General features: G+C 71.4%; 16 protein-coding genes. 2 read left to right on the top strand and 14 right to left on the bottom strand.

Annotation, left to right across the window (positions count from 1 at the left end; translation table 11 throughout):
* Positions 1 to 93 precede the first annotated feature (93 nt).
* The 4 genes from arsB to AB8Z75_RS07410 form a co-directional block, all read right to left on the bottom strand.
* Positions 94 to 1,224 carry an ACR3 family arsenite efflux transporter gene (arsB, locus tag AB8Z75_RS07425; RefSeq protein WP_369200591.1) on the bottom strand — a complete coding sequence of 377 codons (1,131 nt, stop codon included), beginning with the start codon at positions 1,222 to 1,224 and terminating at the stop codon, positions 94 to 96.
* The gene (locus AB8Z75_RS07420; protein ID WP_369200590.1) at positions 1,221 to 1,535 is read right to left on the bottom strand and encodes an ArsR/SmtB family transcription factor; all 315 of its coding nucleotides are present in this window, start codon (positions 1,533 to 1,535) and stop codon (positions 1,221 to 1,223) included. The genes arsB and AB8Z75_RS07420 overlap by 4 nt, the downstream gene beginning before the upstream one ends.
* A 142-nt stretch (positions 1,536 to 1,677) precedes the next feature.
* On the bottom strand, positions 1,678 to 2,397 hold the full coding sequence (locus AB8Z75_RS07415) for a spermidine synthase (protein ID WP_369200589.1): 720 nt from the start codon (positions 2,395 to 2,397) through the stop codon (positions 1,678 to 1,680).
* Positions 2,398 to 2,565: 168 nt separating this feature from the next.
* Positions 2,566 to 2,967, bottom strand: coding sequence for a MerR family transcriptional regulator (locus AB8Z75_RS07410; RefSeq protein WP_369200588.1), 402 nt, complete (start codon positions 2,965 to 2,967; stop codon positions 2,566 to 2,568).
* 433 nt (positions 2,968 to 3,400) lie between these two features.
* On the opposite strand from AB8Z75_RS07410, the gene AB8Z75_RS07405 reads away from it, so the two are divergent.
* The gene (locus AB8Z75_RS07405) at positions 3,401 to 4,927 is read left to right on the top strand and encodes a SulP family inorganic anion transporter (RefSeq protein WP_369200587.1); all 1,527 of its coding nucleotides are present in this window, start codon (positions 3,401 to 3,403) and stop codon (positions 4,925 to 4,927) included.
* Positions 4,928 to 5,085: 158 nt separating this feature from the next.
* Here AB8Z75_RS07405 and AB8Z75_RS07400 read toward each other — a convergent pair whose 3' ends face one another.
* The 9 genes from AB8Z75_RS07400 to AB8Z75_RS07360 all read right to left on the bottom strand — a co-directional run bounded on the left by AB8Z75_RS07400 (position 5,086) and on the right by AB8Z75_RS07360 (position 10,967).
* Positions 5,086 to 6,642, bottom strand: coding sequence for an MFS transporter (locus tag AB8Z75_RS07400; protein ID WP_369200586.1), 1,557 nt, complete (start codon positions 6,640 to 6,642; stop codon positions 5,086 to 5,088).
* Positions 6,643 to 6,734: 92 nt separating this feature from the next.
* Positions 6,735 to 7,349 (bottom strand): TetR/AcrR family transcriptional regulator, encoded by a 615-nt coding sequence (locus AB8Z75_RS07395; RefSeq protein WP_369200585.1) that lies wholly within the window; start codon positions 7,347 to 7,349, stop codon positions 6,735 to 6,737.
* A 189-nt stretch (positions 7,350 to 7,538) separates the two neighbouring features.
* Positions 7,539 to 7,874: a YnfA family protein gene (locus AB8Z75_RS07390; RefSeq protein WP_369200584.1), complete on the bottom strand. Its 336-nt coding sequence runs from the start codon at positions 7,872 to 7,874 to the stop codon at positions 7,539 to 7,541.
* 278 nt (positions 7,875 to 8,152) lie between these two features.
* On the bottom strand, positions 8,153 to 8,671 hold the full coding sequence (locus tag AB8Z75_RS07385; RefSeq protein ID WP_369200583.1) for an N-acetyltransferase family protein: 519 nt from the start codon (positions 8,669 to 8,671) through the stop codon (positions 8,153 to 8,155).
* Positions 8,668 to 9,033, bottom strand: a complete 366-nt coding sequence (locus AB8Z75_RS07380; protein ID WP_369200582.1) for an ArsR/SmtB family transcription factor — start codon at positions 9,031 to 9,033, stop codon at positions 8,668 to 8,670. Before AB8Z75_RS07380 ends, AB8Z75_RS07385 begins: the two co-directional genes overlap by 4 nt.
* A gap of 85 nt (positions 9,034 to 9,118) precedes the next feature.
* Positions 9,119 to 9,493 (bottom strand): fluoride efflux transporter CrcB, encoded by a 375-nt coding sequence (gene crcB / locus AB8Z75_RS07375; RefSeq protein ID WP_369200581.1) that lies wholly within the window; start codon positions 9,491 to 9,493, stop codon positions 9,119 to 9,121.
* Positions 9,490 to 9,612 carry a hypothetical protein gene (locus AB8Z75_RS07370; protein WP_369200580.1) on the bottom strand — a complete coding sequence of 41 codons (123 nt, stop codon included), beginning with the start codon at positions 9,610 to 9,612 and terminating at the stop codon, positions 9,490 to 9,492. The genes crcB (AB8Z75_RS07375) and AB8Z75_RS07370 overlap by 4 nt, the downstream gene beginning before the upstream one ends.
* Positions 9,609 to 10,112 carry a fluoride efflux transporter CrcB gene (crcB, locus tag AB8Z75_RS07365; protein ID WP_369200579.1) on the bottom strand — a complete coding sequence of 168 codons (504 nt, stop codon included), beginning with the start codon at positions 10,110 to 10,112 and terminating at the stop codon, positions 9,609 to 9,611. Before crcB (AB8Z75_RS07365) ends, AB8Z75_RS07370 begins: the two co-directional genes overlap by 4 nt.
* Positions 10,113 to 10,307: 195 nt before the next feature.
* The gene (locus AB8Z75_RS07360; RefSeq protein WP_369200578.1) at positions 10,308 to 10,967 is read right to left on the bottom strand and encodes a cysteine hydrolase; all 660 of its coding nucleotides are present in this window, start codon (positions 10,965 to 10,967) and stop codon (positions 10,308 to 10,310) included.
* A gap of 139 nt (positions 10,968 to 11,106) precedes the next feature.
* Here AB8Z75_RS07360 and AB8Z75_RS07355 point away from each other — a divergent pair, with 139 nt between their 5' ends.
* Positions 11,107 to 11,583, top strand: a complete 477-nt coding sequence (locus AB8Z75_RS07355; RefSeq protein ID WP_369200577.1) for a pyridoxamine 5'-phosphate oxidase family protein — start codon at positions 11,107 to 11,109, stop codon at positions 11,581 to 11,583.
* Here AB8Z75_RS07355 and AB8Z75_RS07350 read toward each other — a convergent pair.
* On the bottom strand, positions 11,574 to 12,541 hold a 968-nt coding region (locus tag AB8Z75_RS07350; protein WP_369200576.1), incomplete at its 5' end, for an aminotransferase class I/II-fold pyridoxal phosphate-dependent enzyme. The genes AB8Z75_RS07355 and AB8Z75_RS07350 overlap by 10 nt on opposite strands.

Raw genomic sequence — 12,541 nt, 5'->3', positions numbered from 1 at the left:
CGTGCTCCGGGCACACCGCTGCCCCGCGGATCCGGCACGCGCACGGGCCCGCAGCCGCCACTTCGGGGTGGTCTCAGTCGGGGCGCCGCCCCCTCACTCGGCCCGCCCCGGCAGGCCGGTCGGCTTCGCCGCGGCGAAGCGCTTGCGCCAGGCGAGAGCGACGTAGACCAGACCGATCAGCACCGGCACCTCGATCAGCGGGCCGACCACGCCGGAGAGGGCCTGTCCGGAGGTGACGCCGAAGGTGGCGATGGCTACCGCGATGGCCAGCTCGAAGTTGTTGCCCGCAGCCGTGAAGGCCAGCGTGGCGGTGCGGTCATAGGCCAGGCCCAGGCCCTTGCCGAGGGCGAAGGTGCCGAAGAACATCACCGCGAAGTACACGAGCAGGGGCAGCGCGATCCGGACGACGTCGAGCGGCTGGGAGGTGATCGTCTTCCCCTGGAGGGCGAACAGCACCACGATCGTGAACAGCAGCCCGTACAGCGCCCACGGCCCGATCCTCGGCAGCAGCCGGTTCTCGTAAGCGGCCCGGCCCATCTTCTTCTCGCCCCGGCGGCGGGTGAGGAACCCGGCCAGCAGCGGGACGCCGAGGAAGACGACGACGTTGAGGGCGATGTGCCACACCGGCGCATCCAGCCCCTGCCCCTGCCCCTCGCCGAGACCGAGCCACTGGGGCAGCAGGTCGAGGTAGAACCAGCCCAGCAGTCCGAACGCGATCACCTGGAAGACGCTGTTGAGGGCGACCAGGACAGCGGCTGCCTCCCGGTCGCCGCAGGCCAGGTCGTTCCAGATGATGACCATGGCGATACAGCGCGCCAGCCCGACGATGATCAGCCCGGTGCGGTACTCGGGAAGGTCCGGCAGGAAGATCCAGGCGAGGGCGAACATCACCGCGGGGCCGACGAGCCAGTTGACGACCAGCGAGGAGATCATCAGACGCCGGTCGCCGGTGACCGCGTCCAGCTTGTCGTAGCGGACCTTGGCCAGCACCGGATACATCATCACCAGCAACCCGATCGCGATCGGCAGCGAGATCCCGCCGATCTCGATGCTGCTCAGTGCGTCGTCGAGCCCGGGGATGAGCCGTCCCAGCCCCAGACCGACCCCCATGGCGATGAGGATCCACACCGCCAGGAAGCGGTCCAGCGTCGAGAGCTTCCCGACGATTCCGCCCTCCGCCGCTGCAGCGGCCGTGGTGGAGGGCGTGGTTTCCGTCCTGGTCACGGGCAGGGCCTCTTCCGGTCGGCGGCGATCGTGGTGCGTGCGGTCTCGGCCAGTTCGGCGAAGGCGCCGGCGAACGCCTCCAGGACCTGTGGGCGCAGCTTGTAGTAGACGAAGCGGCCACACGGCTCGGTCTCCACCACCCCGGCCTCGCGCAGCACCCTCATGTGGTTGGACAGATTCGTCTGCCGCGCGCCCGTCTCCTCGACCAGGTGCGTGGTGCACAGAGTCTCCCGGGCGAGCAGGGTGACGATCTGCAACCTGAGCGGGTCGGCAAGCACCCGCATCAGGTCGGTGTCGAGTGAAGTCAGCATGCGCTGACACTCTCACATCAGCACTCGCTGACACCAGCGGGCATTGATGTCACCCGCCGCTGATGTCACCGCGCTGACGAGAGGGAACGATCGCCGCGCACCGCCGCCTCCCCGGAGTCGGACGTGGCTGCGGAGGGCCGGCCTATGCGCACTTCGACGCGACGTAGACGGTGTTGGTGGACGCGCCACCTTGCAGGGGGTTGTCGAACGCCACGGTGTGGGCTTCCGCGCGCGGGAAGACCCCGGCAAGCGCCGTGCGGAACTGCTCGTCGGGCGGGTCGTTGGACCACAGCGCGAAAACGCCGTCGTCGTGGAGGTGGCCTGCCAGGCGGTGCAGGCCGTTCGGCTCGTAGAACGCGGCATGGCGCGGGTGCAGCACGTGGCGCGGCGAGTGGTCGATGTCCAGCAGGATGGCGTGGAAGAGGCGGCCCGGGGACTCCGGGTCGAACCCGTCGGGGTGGTCGGCGAGAGCGAAGAAGTCGCCATGGGTGAAGCGGCAGCGTGAATGCGCGGTCAGTTCGTCGCCGAGCGGGACCAGTCCTCGTTCGTGCCAGTCGATCACCTCCCCCAGCGCCTCGATGACGAGCAGTGAGCGCGTGCGCTCGTCGTTCAGCACGGCCTGCGCGGTGTAGCCGAGACCGAGTCCGCCCACCGCGACATCGAGGGGGCCAGGCACCGCGCGCTCCAGGCCGAGCCGCGCGAGCGCGATCTCGCCCGCGGTGAACAGGCTGGACATCAGGAACTCATCGCCCAGCTTGACCTCGTAGACGTCTGTGTCCGACGACGGGGCGCGTCTGCGCCGCAGGCTGATCTCCCCCATCGGTGTGGGCTTCCAGTCGATCTCCTCGAAGCGCAGGCTCAACGCTGCTCCCTTCCTGTCCCGGTGCGACACCTTGCGGTGTCTCTCGCCCCACACGAACGCGCAACCCGTCGCGAGGCGCGCGCCGGGCACTTCACAGGCGGCGTCCGATCCGGCCCCGCTCGGGGGTCCGAGGGGCGGGCGCCGCGCGGCGGTCCGCGCCTACCCTCGTCAGTTCACCGCTCCGCCCAGCCTGCGCCGCAGGGTAGCGGCGAAGTCCTCAGCCGCCGTCAACTGGGCGCGCAGCGTTTCACAGCGCGCGTCGGCCACCTTGCGGTAGGAGTCCAGCCGCTCGCGCACACGCGCCAGCTCGGCTTCGTCCTCCTCACCGGCTCCGAGGCGGTCGGTGATCTCCAGCAGGTCCCGCATCTCCTCCAGCGAGAACCCCAGTGGCTTCATGCGGCGGATGACCATCAGACGCTCCACGTCCGTCTCCGTGTAGAGGCGGAAGCCACCCTTGCTGCGGGCGGAGGGGATGACGAGGCCGACCTCCTCGTAGTGCCGGATGGTGCGCAGCGAGAGGCCGGTTCGCTCGGCCACCTCACCGATCTGCATCTGCCGGTCGGTCGTCATCACCGCACGCTCTCCTTCTGGCTTTCTGGGAGGGGGACACCCCGGTTTCCCACATGCTAGACACCGCGCTCAGCAGGGTGACGCCACACAGGGTGACGGCACCGGCTGTCGCATGCTTCACAGCTGCCCCCGCGAAATCATCCCTCACGTTAGGGTAGAGTTTGTTCACGGGCGGAAACACGAGAACCGCCGCAGCCCTGAAGCCCTTCGCGAAGGTCGCGGAGTGGGAGGGGCCCCACAGACCTTCCGGGCAATGATGCCCGACCGGCGGCCCGCCACGGCCGCCGACTCCCGACCTGCCTCTGACGGCACCGGGTTCCGGCGAGGAGCCCGCGGAGGCGCCGGGTCGCGCCGGAGAGCTTCTCCCACCACGGAGTCGTCAAGCACGTACGACGCGTACGGCCTGCCCGTACGCCTGAACGGAAACGGATGCATGTCCGCTGAAACGCCTGCGGCCACCGGCCCCCGCGCGCCTTTGCCGCGCTTTCCCCGGCCTTCCCGGCCCGACTTCCTCACCTCCCCGAATGTGTTGCGTACCGAGGTGCTGGGCGGTCTCGTCGTCGCCCTCGCCCTGATACCCGAGGCGATCTCCTTCTCGATCATCGCCGGTGTCGACCCCAAGGTGGGCCTGTACGCGGCCTGCATCATGGCGGTGGTCATCAGCTTCGTCGGCGGGCGCAAGGCGATGATCTCGGCCGCCACCGGTGCGGTCGCCCTGGTGGTCGCGCCCCTCAACCACGAGTACGGGCTGGGTTACCTCGTCGCCACGGTCGTTCTCGGCGGCGTCTTCCAGGTGATTCTCGGTTCCCTCGGCGTCGCCAAGCTGATGCGCTTCGTGCCGCGCAGCGTGATGGTCGGGTTCGTCAACGCTCTCGCCATCATGATCTTCATGGCCCAGGTGCCCGAGATGACCGACGTGCCGTGGGCGGTCTACCCGCTCATCGTCGCCGGGCTGGCCCTGATGGTGCTGTTCCCGAAGATCACGAAGGTGATTCCGGCGCCGCTGGTCTCCATCGTCATCCTCACCGTCGTCACCGTCGCCGCCGGCATCGCGGTTCCCACCGTCGGCGACAAGGGCAAGCTGCCCTCCTCGCTGCCGACCCTGGGCATCCCGGACGTCCCGTTCACCCTGCACACGCTGACCGTCATCGCTCCCTACGCGCTCGCCTTCGCGCTGGTGGGGCTGATGGAGTCGCTGATGACGGCCAAGCTGGTCGACGACATCACCGACACCCACTCCAACAAGACCCGCGAGTCCATCGGCCAGGGCGTCGCCAACATCGTCACCGGCTTCTTCGGCGGCATGGGCGGCTGCGCCATGATCGGCCAGACCATGATCAACGTGAAGACGGCCGGCTCCCGCACCCGGCTCTCCACCTTCCTCGCCGGAGCCTTCCTGCTGGTCCTGTGCATCGGGCTGGGCCCGATCGTCTCCGACATCCCCATGGCGGCCCTGGTCGCGGTGATGGTCCTCGTCTCCGTCGGCACCTTCGACTGGCACTCCATCCAGCTCAAGACGCTCAAGCGGATGCCCCTCGCCGAGACCGTGGTGATGATCGTGACCGTCATCGTCGTGGTCGCCACCCACAACCTCGCCATCGGCGTCGTCGTCGGCTCCGTCACCGCGATGGTCGCCTTCGCCCGCCGCGTCGCGCACCTCGTCAACGTCTCCGGCGTCGTCGACCCGGACGGCAAACAGGCCGTCTACTCCGTGACCGGCGAGCTGTTCTTCGCCTCCTCCAACGATCTCGTCTACCAGTTCGACTACAAGGACGATCCGGACGACGTCGTCATCGACCTCTCCGACGCCCACATCTGGGACGCCTCGACGGTCGCCGCGCTGGACGGCGTGCAGACCAAGTACGCCGCCTACGGCAAGAAGGTCACCATCATCGGCCTCAACGAACCCAGCGCCGCCATGCACGACCGCCTCGCCGGGCAACTCACCGACGCGCACTGACGACCGCACCTTCGGCCGAGCGTTCGACGTCGACCGAGCTCCCGGGACCGACCGAGCCCAGGCCCGACCGAGCTCCCGGGCCCGACCGAGCCCCCGGCGCGGCAAGGCGCGGCGCTCGACCGGCCGTCAGCCGAGAAGCCGCGCCGCCGTGCCAGTCGTCAGGAATTCCCGGGAGGCGTCGGCGGAGGGCCGAGCGGAACCTCGCGGACCAGCACCGCGGACACCAGCGCGACGAGACCGGCGGCCACACCGGCGATCGCCACCACGTGCAGGCCGTCGGTCACCGCGCCCGCCCACGCCTCCCGCACCCGGGACGGCATCTGGCCGAGCGACTGCGCCTGGTCGCCGCTGCCCGACGAGACCAGAAAGGACGCGTCCCGCGCACCGATCTGCTCGGTCAGGGAGCCGCTCAACCGGCCGGCGTACAGCGCGCCGAAGAGCGCCACCCCCATCCCCGTGCCGAGTGTCCTGGTCAGCGAGCCCACCCCCATGGCGGCGCCCATGTCGCGCGGCTCCACGGCCGTGCGGGTGATCAGCACAGTGTTCTGGATGAGACAGCCGAGCCCGACGCCGAGCGGAACCATGCACAGGGAGCCGAGCAGCGTGTCCGTCTGCGGGCCGAAGAAGAGCAGCAGCCCCATGCCGACCGTGAGGGCGGCACCGCCGATGATCGGGAGGATCCGGAACCGCCCGGTACGGCGGATCCACGCCGACCCCCTCCTCATCACCAGCACCATCCCGGCCATCATCGGAAGCAGCAGGAGGCCACTGCTGCTGGAGCCGATCCCCCGGGCGTTCTGGACGTACAACGGCAGGAAGGTGACCGGCACGACCATGGCCGCGCCGAAGACGAAGCCCAGGATCTGGGCGAGGGTGAAGTTGTGGTGCCGGAACAGCCGCGGCGGCAGGATGGGTTCGGCCACGCGCCGTTGCACCCACACCAGTGCGGCCAGCGCGACCACTCCGGCGGCGCTGAGGGCGATGATCCGCGTGGAGCCCCACGAGTAGCTGCTGCCCGCCCAGGTCGTCACGAGCGTGAGGCACACGACCCCCGCGGTCAGCAGAAGCATGCCGAGGTAGTCGATCCGTACCCTCTTCTTCGGTGCGGCGGGGAGGCGGACCCCGGCGAGCGTCGCGAGGACGCAGAGGATGCCGAAGGGCACGTTGACGTAGAAGATCCAGTGCCAGCTCCACGCGTCGGTGACGAGACCACCGGCCAACGGACCGCCGACGAGCGAGACGCCCATGAGCACCCCGGTCCACGACCCGACCTTCGCAGACTCCTGCGGGGTCAGCATCACGCTGGTGATCGACAGGGCACCGACCACCAGTCCGCCGGCTCCGCACCCCTGCACCGCGCGGAACACGATCAGTTGGGCCATATCCTGCGCCAGGCCGCACAGCATCGACCCGGCCAGGAAGAGCACCACGGACAGCAGATAGATCACCTTGCGGTCGTACAGGTCGCTCAGCTTGCCCCAGATCTGCGTGGACGCCGCGATGGCCAGCGAGTACGCCGTGATCACCCAGGCCAGCGAGGTCAACCCGCCCAGATCTTCCACGATCTTGGGCAGCGCGGTACTGACGATGAAGTTGTCCATCATGCCGAGGAACATGCCGAGCAGCAGGCCGCCGATGCCCAGCCTGAGGCGGCGCTTGTGGCCCGCCGCGGACACCGGCGGCGCGGCCTGGCCGCCCGCGGTCGTGTCTGACACGCGTCTCGCTCCTTCCCGACGGGCTCGGAACGCCCCCGCCGCCTGATGCGCCGGTAACCCCGGCGCTCGCCGGTCTCCGGTCGTCGCCGCGGTCACCGCTCCGGCGGCGGCAGTCCTTCCGAGATGCTGGTGATCACCTCGCGCAGCAGGTCGGGGACCTCCACCGGCTCGTTGGCGTGCACGTAGCGGTCCATCACGGTGTTCACCGCGGTGACGGTGACGCGCGCGACGAGCCGCGGATACAGGTCGCTGCGGGCATCGGTGCCCGTGCGCGCGGCGATCGCGTCGACGAGGTCGTCGACGGACGCCCGCGCCCTCGCCTCCTGCATCTCCGGCACCAGGCTCAGCTTGCGCAACTCCACGAGCTGCGCACGCGTCGGCCGCCCGAACGGGGCTCCGTCCGCCCGCAGGGGCTCGACCATGGCCTCGGCGATCGCCGTCCACAGCGGCTCGTCCGCAGGGCGGGCCCGCAGCAGCTCGGCACTGCGGCGGATCCGGTCGCCCAGCCGGTAGGCCAGGGCCTCGTACTTGCTGGCGAAGTAGTTGCCGAACGTGCGCGGTGACACGCCGGCACGGGCCGCGATCTCCTCCCGCACGAGATTCCGCAGTCCGCGTTCGTACATCAGCTCCACGGCGGCGTCGCTCAACGCCTTCCGCGTGTCGCTCTTCTTGCGCTCCCGCAGGCCCAGCGTCGGCTCATCGGACATGACACCAACCTAGCCGAAACTTGCCTACTCGGCAATTTTGCCGACTCGGCAATATTTTCCGGCAGCCGACGTCGGCTTCGTCAGTGTTCGCCGCCGTTTGTCGGCGTCCCCGCCGTTTGACGGCGTACCCGCCGTTTGTCGGCGTACCCGCCATTCGCCGCCGTCCCTGCCGTTCGCCGGTGGGGACGGTCAACGGCCGCGCGGCGCGTACATGATGAGGGCCATGCCGGCGAGGCAGACCAGGGCGCCGAGGACATCGAAGCGGTCGGGGCGGTATCCGTCGGCGACCATGCCCCAGGCGATCGACCCGGCGACGAAGATCCCGCCGTAGGCGGCGAGGATGCGCCCGAAGTGGGCGTCGGGCTGGAGGGTCGCCACGAAACCGTAGAGGCCGAGCGCGACGACGCCGGCACCGATCCACACCCAGCCCTTGTGCTCGCGGACGCCCTGCCAGACGAGCCAGGCGCCCCCGATCTCGAACAGGGCGGCCACCACGAACAGGGCGATTGAACGGGCAACGAGCACAGCGAGAGGGTTCCTTCCGGGGATACACGGCGGGTGGCGATGGTGGGGCGAGGGTGACGGAGAGTGCGCGAGCGCGCCGGTTCCGGTGGCCTTCGGGCTCGCGCTCGACGAACCGGAGCGGGGGCGACCGGAGCTTTCGCGGAGCCGCGCGCCAAGGCGCCTACGGCGGCGGCTTGCGTAAGGGCGGCAGTCCGCGCGTAAGGGCGGCAGTCCGCGCGTAGGGGCGGTCGGATGGATACGGCCCTCCCGGCGGCGCCGCACACAGCGGCCGGTGCCGGTCAGGCGATGACCGGACTGCGGCGTTCGACGAGGACGACGTCGCGCCAGCGGCCGTGGTGGCGGCCGATGCGCTCTCGGGTGCCGATGACCCGGAAGCCGGCCCGCTGGTGGAGCGCGAGGCTGCTGGTGTTCTCCGGGAAGATACCGGCCTGGAGGGTCCAGGTCCCGGCCGCCTCCGTGGAGTCGATCAGCGCGTCGAGCAGCGCGGCGGCGATGCCACGGCCGCGGGCGGTCGCATGGACGTAGACGGAGTGCTCGGCCACGCCGGCGTACGCGCGGCGGTCGGAGACGTTGGCGGCGGCGACCCAGCCGAGTACGGAGGTGTCCGCGTCCAGCGCGACGAAGCGGTGCCCCGGCAGCTTCGCCGCGTCGAACGCCCGCCATGCCGGTGCCGCCGTCTCGAAGGTGGCGTCGTCCTCGTCGATGCCCGCCTGGTAGATGGCCAGCACCTCGTCGGCGTGCTCGGCGGCCAGCGGGACGATGCGCACCGTAGAGGGAAGGGGATCGCGCACCGTCATGCGGCGTTCCGGGCGGTCGGGGCGGCCGTCAGAAGCCGGCTCATCGAGGCGAGCACGGAACGTGCGACGCGGTAGTACACCCAGGTGCCGCGCCGCTCGGACACCAGCAGCCCGGCCTCTTTCAGCTTCTTCAAGTGGTGCGAGACGGTCGGCTGGGAGACGCCGACGTCGGAGATGTCGCACACGCACGCCTCGCCGCCCTGGTGCGAGGCCACCAGCGAGAACAGGCGCAGCCGCACCGGGTCACCGAGCGCCTTGAACATGCGCGCGGCGGCTTCGGCCTCCTCGGCGATGATCGGCCGCTCGGTCAGCGGCGGGCAGCACGGCACCGCCCCCACCAGCGGCAAGGTCGTCTTCGACATGCACCTACTTTGGCATGGATCGAAACAGGCGGCCAAGAGTGCCACGCCCCCGGCCCGCCCCCCTACCGGCACCGTTCACGCGACGTCACGTCCAGATGGCGTGGGCGAGTGCGGCTCCGGTGAAGGCGGCTCCGAGACCGGCCGCGACGCCGGCCGCGACGTTGGCGGCGGCGAAGAACCGGGCCCCGTTCTCGGCGAGGCGCAGGGTCTCGTAGGAGAAGGTGGAGTAGGTGGTGAGCGCTCCGCACAGCCCGGTCCCCAGGAGGAGTCGGGCGTGCGAGGAGGCCGCTCCGGCGGTGGCGGCGCCGGTGATCAGGCCCATGAGCAGACAGCCGGCGACGTTGACCGTGAAGGTACCCCAGGGGAAGACGGTGTCGTGCTTGGCCTGCACTGTGCGGTCCGTGAGATACCGCAGGGGCGCGCCGGCCATCGCCCCGACGATCACGAGCAGCCAGTTCACTTCTTCTCCTCTGCTTCATGGCCGGTGGCGCGTTCGCGGCCGGTGCGTGGGGCACGGCCGGTGGCGCGGGGCGGCTCGTGGTCACCGTGGGCGACCGGCGGGTGACTGACGCGTCTCACCGCTGCCTCCCCGCGAGGGCACCGAGGACCCGTCGTGTCAGCGCTGCCGCCGCCCACACGGACGCCACAGCGCCGGCCACTGTGAGGCCGAGGTAGGCGAGAGCGGTACGGGGGCTGCCGTCCTCGATGAGGCGCTGGATGTCGGTGGCGTAGGTGGAGAACGTCGTGAAGCCGCCGAGGACGCCGGTGCCGAAGAACGGCCGCACGAGCGGATGGGCGGCCCACAGCTCCGTGAGCACGACCATGAACAGACCGATGAGCGCGCAGCCGGTGACGTTGACCAGCAACGTGGTCCACGGGAAGGTCCCGGCCTGGGTCGGCCACAGCAGGGAGGCTCCGTAGCGGGCGGCGGCCCCGAGCCCGCCGCCGAGGGAGACGGCGGCCACGACAGGGGCCTGTCGCCGTCTCAGCTCGTTGCGCTGGGCGGGGACGTGGAGGTCGACGTCGGGGTCAACGGGTTCGTTCCGCACGGGGTCCTGGCCTCGGCCGCCTCTGGCCATGTGTCGTCTCCTACTCGCCGGGCACGCCGGTCCAGGCAGGCGTGCGCGTTCACAAGTAGGGACCGTTGGCGGCGTCCTCGCCGCGGTTCGGTTACGGCGGGCCCCACCGCCGTCGCGGCGGTCGAAGACCGTCGCTCAGCTCAGGGTACCGCCCCGCCCTGCCGCTCTCCTGTCCGGCCCGGGGCGCTGCGGAGATCAGCCGGGCGGGTCGGGGACGTCGGTGGACGCGGGGTCCCAGCAGGCGCTGACGGCGTCCGCTGTGGTGACCGTCGCGACGAGGGCCAGGGTGTGCCGGACCATCGCGGGCGTGTAGTCGGCGGGTACGCCCGCGATGGCGTCAGCGGGGACGACGGCGGTGTAACCGAGGTTGACGGCGTCGAAGACCGCGTTGGGCACGGCCACGTTCGCCGAGACGCCGGTGACGACGAGCGTGCGGATCCCCAGGTTCCGCAGCAGGGCGTCGACCTCCGTGCCCGCGAGGGGCGAGAGCCCGTGCAGCCGCCGTACCACCAGGTCGCGCTCGGTGACGGGGACGGGCTCGGCGACCCGCACGGCGGGCGAGCCGGGCTCCTGCCGCACGGGCAGTCGCTCGGCGGCGCGGAAGAGCCGTGCGTTCCGGCTCGACCCTCGGCCGTCCGGGCGCCGCTCGGCGATCGCGTGCAGCACCTGGACTCCGGCGCCGTGTGCGGCGCGGGCGAGCTGGGCGACGCGTTCCAGCGCCCCCGAGTCACATGCGACTCGGGCGAGTTCGGGGAGCGCGCTGTGTTCACCGACGACGCCGCGCTGGCACTCGACGGTCAGCAGGGCGGTGGTGGCGGGGGCGAGCTGGGCGGCGAGCCGTTCGTGCGGGGGCATGCGGGAGCTCCCCTTTCCTCGTCGAGGTGCCCGCAGGGTAGGAAGCATTGCGCCGGACGGGAAGAGCCCGCATGCTTTTCCTGACAGGTAGTCAGTTTCGCTCGGAGGCGCGAGCCGGGCGCGGGGAAGGCGGAATCGCATGGCCGTCACGGAGCAGCGGCGGGGGCGCCGGATCATGATGACGCCCGGGGAGCTCGACGTCTTCCTGCGGGACCGGCGCACCTGCCGGGCCGCGACGGTGAGTACGGACGGCGCTCCGCACGTGGGCGCGCTGTGGTTCGTGTGGGACGGCACCTCGCTGTGGCTCTACTCGCTCACCCGCAGCCGCCGCTGGGCGCAGTTGCTGCGGGACCCGCGGATCGCCGTGGTGGTGGACGACGGCGAGGAGTACGGGCAGCTGCGCGGCGCCGAGCTGACGGGGCGGGTGGAGTTCGTCGGTGAGGCTCCCCGCACCGGCGAGCCCTGCCCCCGACTGACCGAGGTGGAACGCCTGTTCCCCGCCAAGTACTTCGGCCTGGCCGAGATGCCCCACGACGGACGGCACGCCTGGCTGAGGCTCACCCCCGAGAAGGTCGCCTCCTGGGACTTCCGCAAGCTCGCGCCCGCTCAGTCGTAGCGGCCGGCCCTCTCGGTGTGGAGGGCGGCGGCCATGTCGCCGGCGAGGCGGTCGATGCCCGCCATGGTCAGCGGGGAGACGGTCAGCCGCACGCCCGGCGGGGACGCCAGCCGGAAGCGCGCGCCGGGCGCTGCCGCCCAGCCCGCCTGGAGCAGCCGCGCCACGGTGCCCGTTTCGTCCCGCACGGGCACCCAGACGTTCATGCCGCTGCGCCCCCGCGCCGCCACGCCCCGCGCCGCGAGCGCGTCGAGCAGGGCCGTACGCCGCGCACCGTAGGAGCCGGCCACCCGGGCGGCGTCGACGGCCGCGGACCGCCACAGGTGAGCGACGGCGCCCTGGAGGAGGTGGCTGACCCAGCCAGGGCCGAGCCGCTGCCTGCCGCGCACCCGGTCGACGGTGAGCCGGTCCCCCGTCAGAACGGCCAGCCGCAGGTCGGGGCCGTAGGCCTTGGCGACGGAGCGGACCAGGGCCCAGTGCCGGGTGGCACCGGCCAGCGGATGCAGCGGCAGGTCGACGATGCCGTGCCCGTGGTCGTCCTCGATCAGCAGCGTCCCGTCCCGTGCGGCCAGCACGGCGCGCAGCTCGCGGGCGCGGGCGGCGGTCACGGCGGCGCCCGTCGGGTTCTGGGCGCGGTCGGTGACGACGACCGCGCGCGCCCCCTGTTCCAGGGCGCGTTCCAGCTCGGCGGGGAGCGGACCCTCGTCGTCCAGCGCGACGGGCAGTGGGCGCAGCCCGAGAGCGGGGATGAGGTCCAGGAGGCTGCCCCAGCCGGGGTCCTCGACGGCGACGGGGTCGCCGGGGCGCAGATGCGCGCCCAGCACCCGCTCGATGGCGTCCAGGGAACCCGAGGTCACCGCGAGCGGCCCGTCGGGGACGCCGTCGGCGTCGAGTGCGGCGCGGGCGAGTGCCGCGAGAGCGGGGTCGGCGTCCGGGGCGCCGTAGAGGACGGGGGCGTGGG

The sequence above is a fragment of the Streptomyces sp. PU-14G genome, assembly GCF_041028275.1.
Lineage (GTDB): Bacteria > Actinomycetota > Actinomycetes > Streptomycetales > Streptomycetaceae > Streptomyces.
This window is presented reverse-complemented; position numbering and strand designations above follow the sequence as displayed.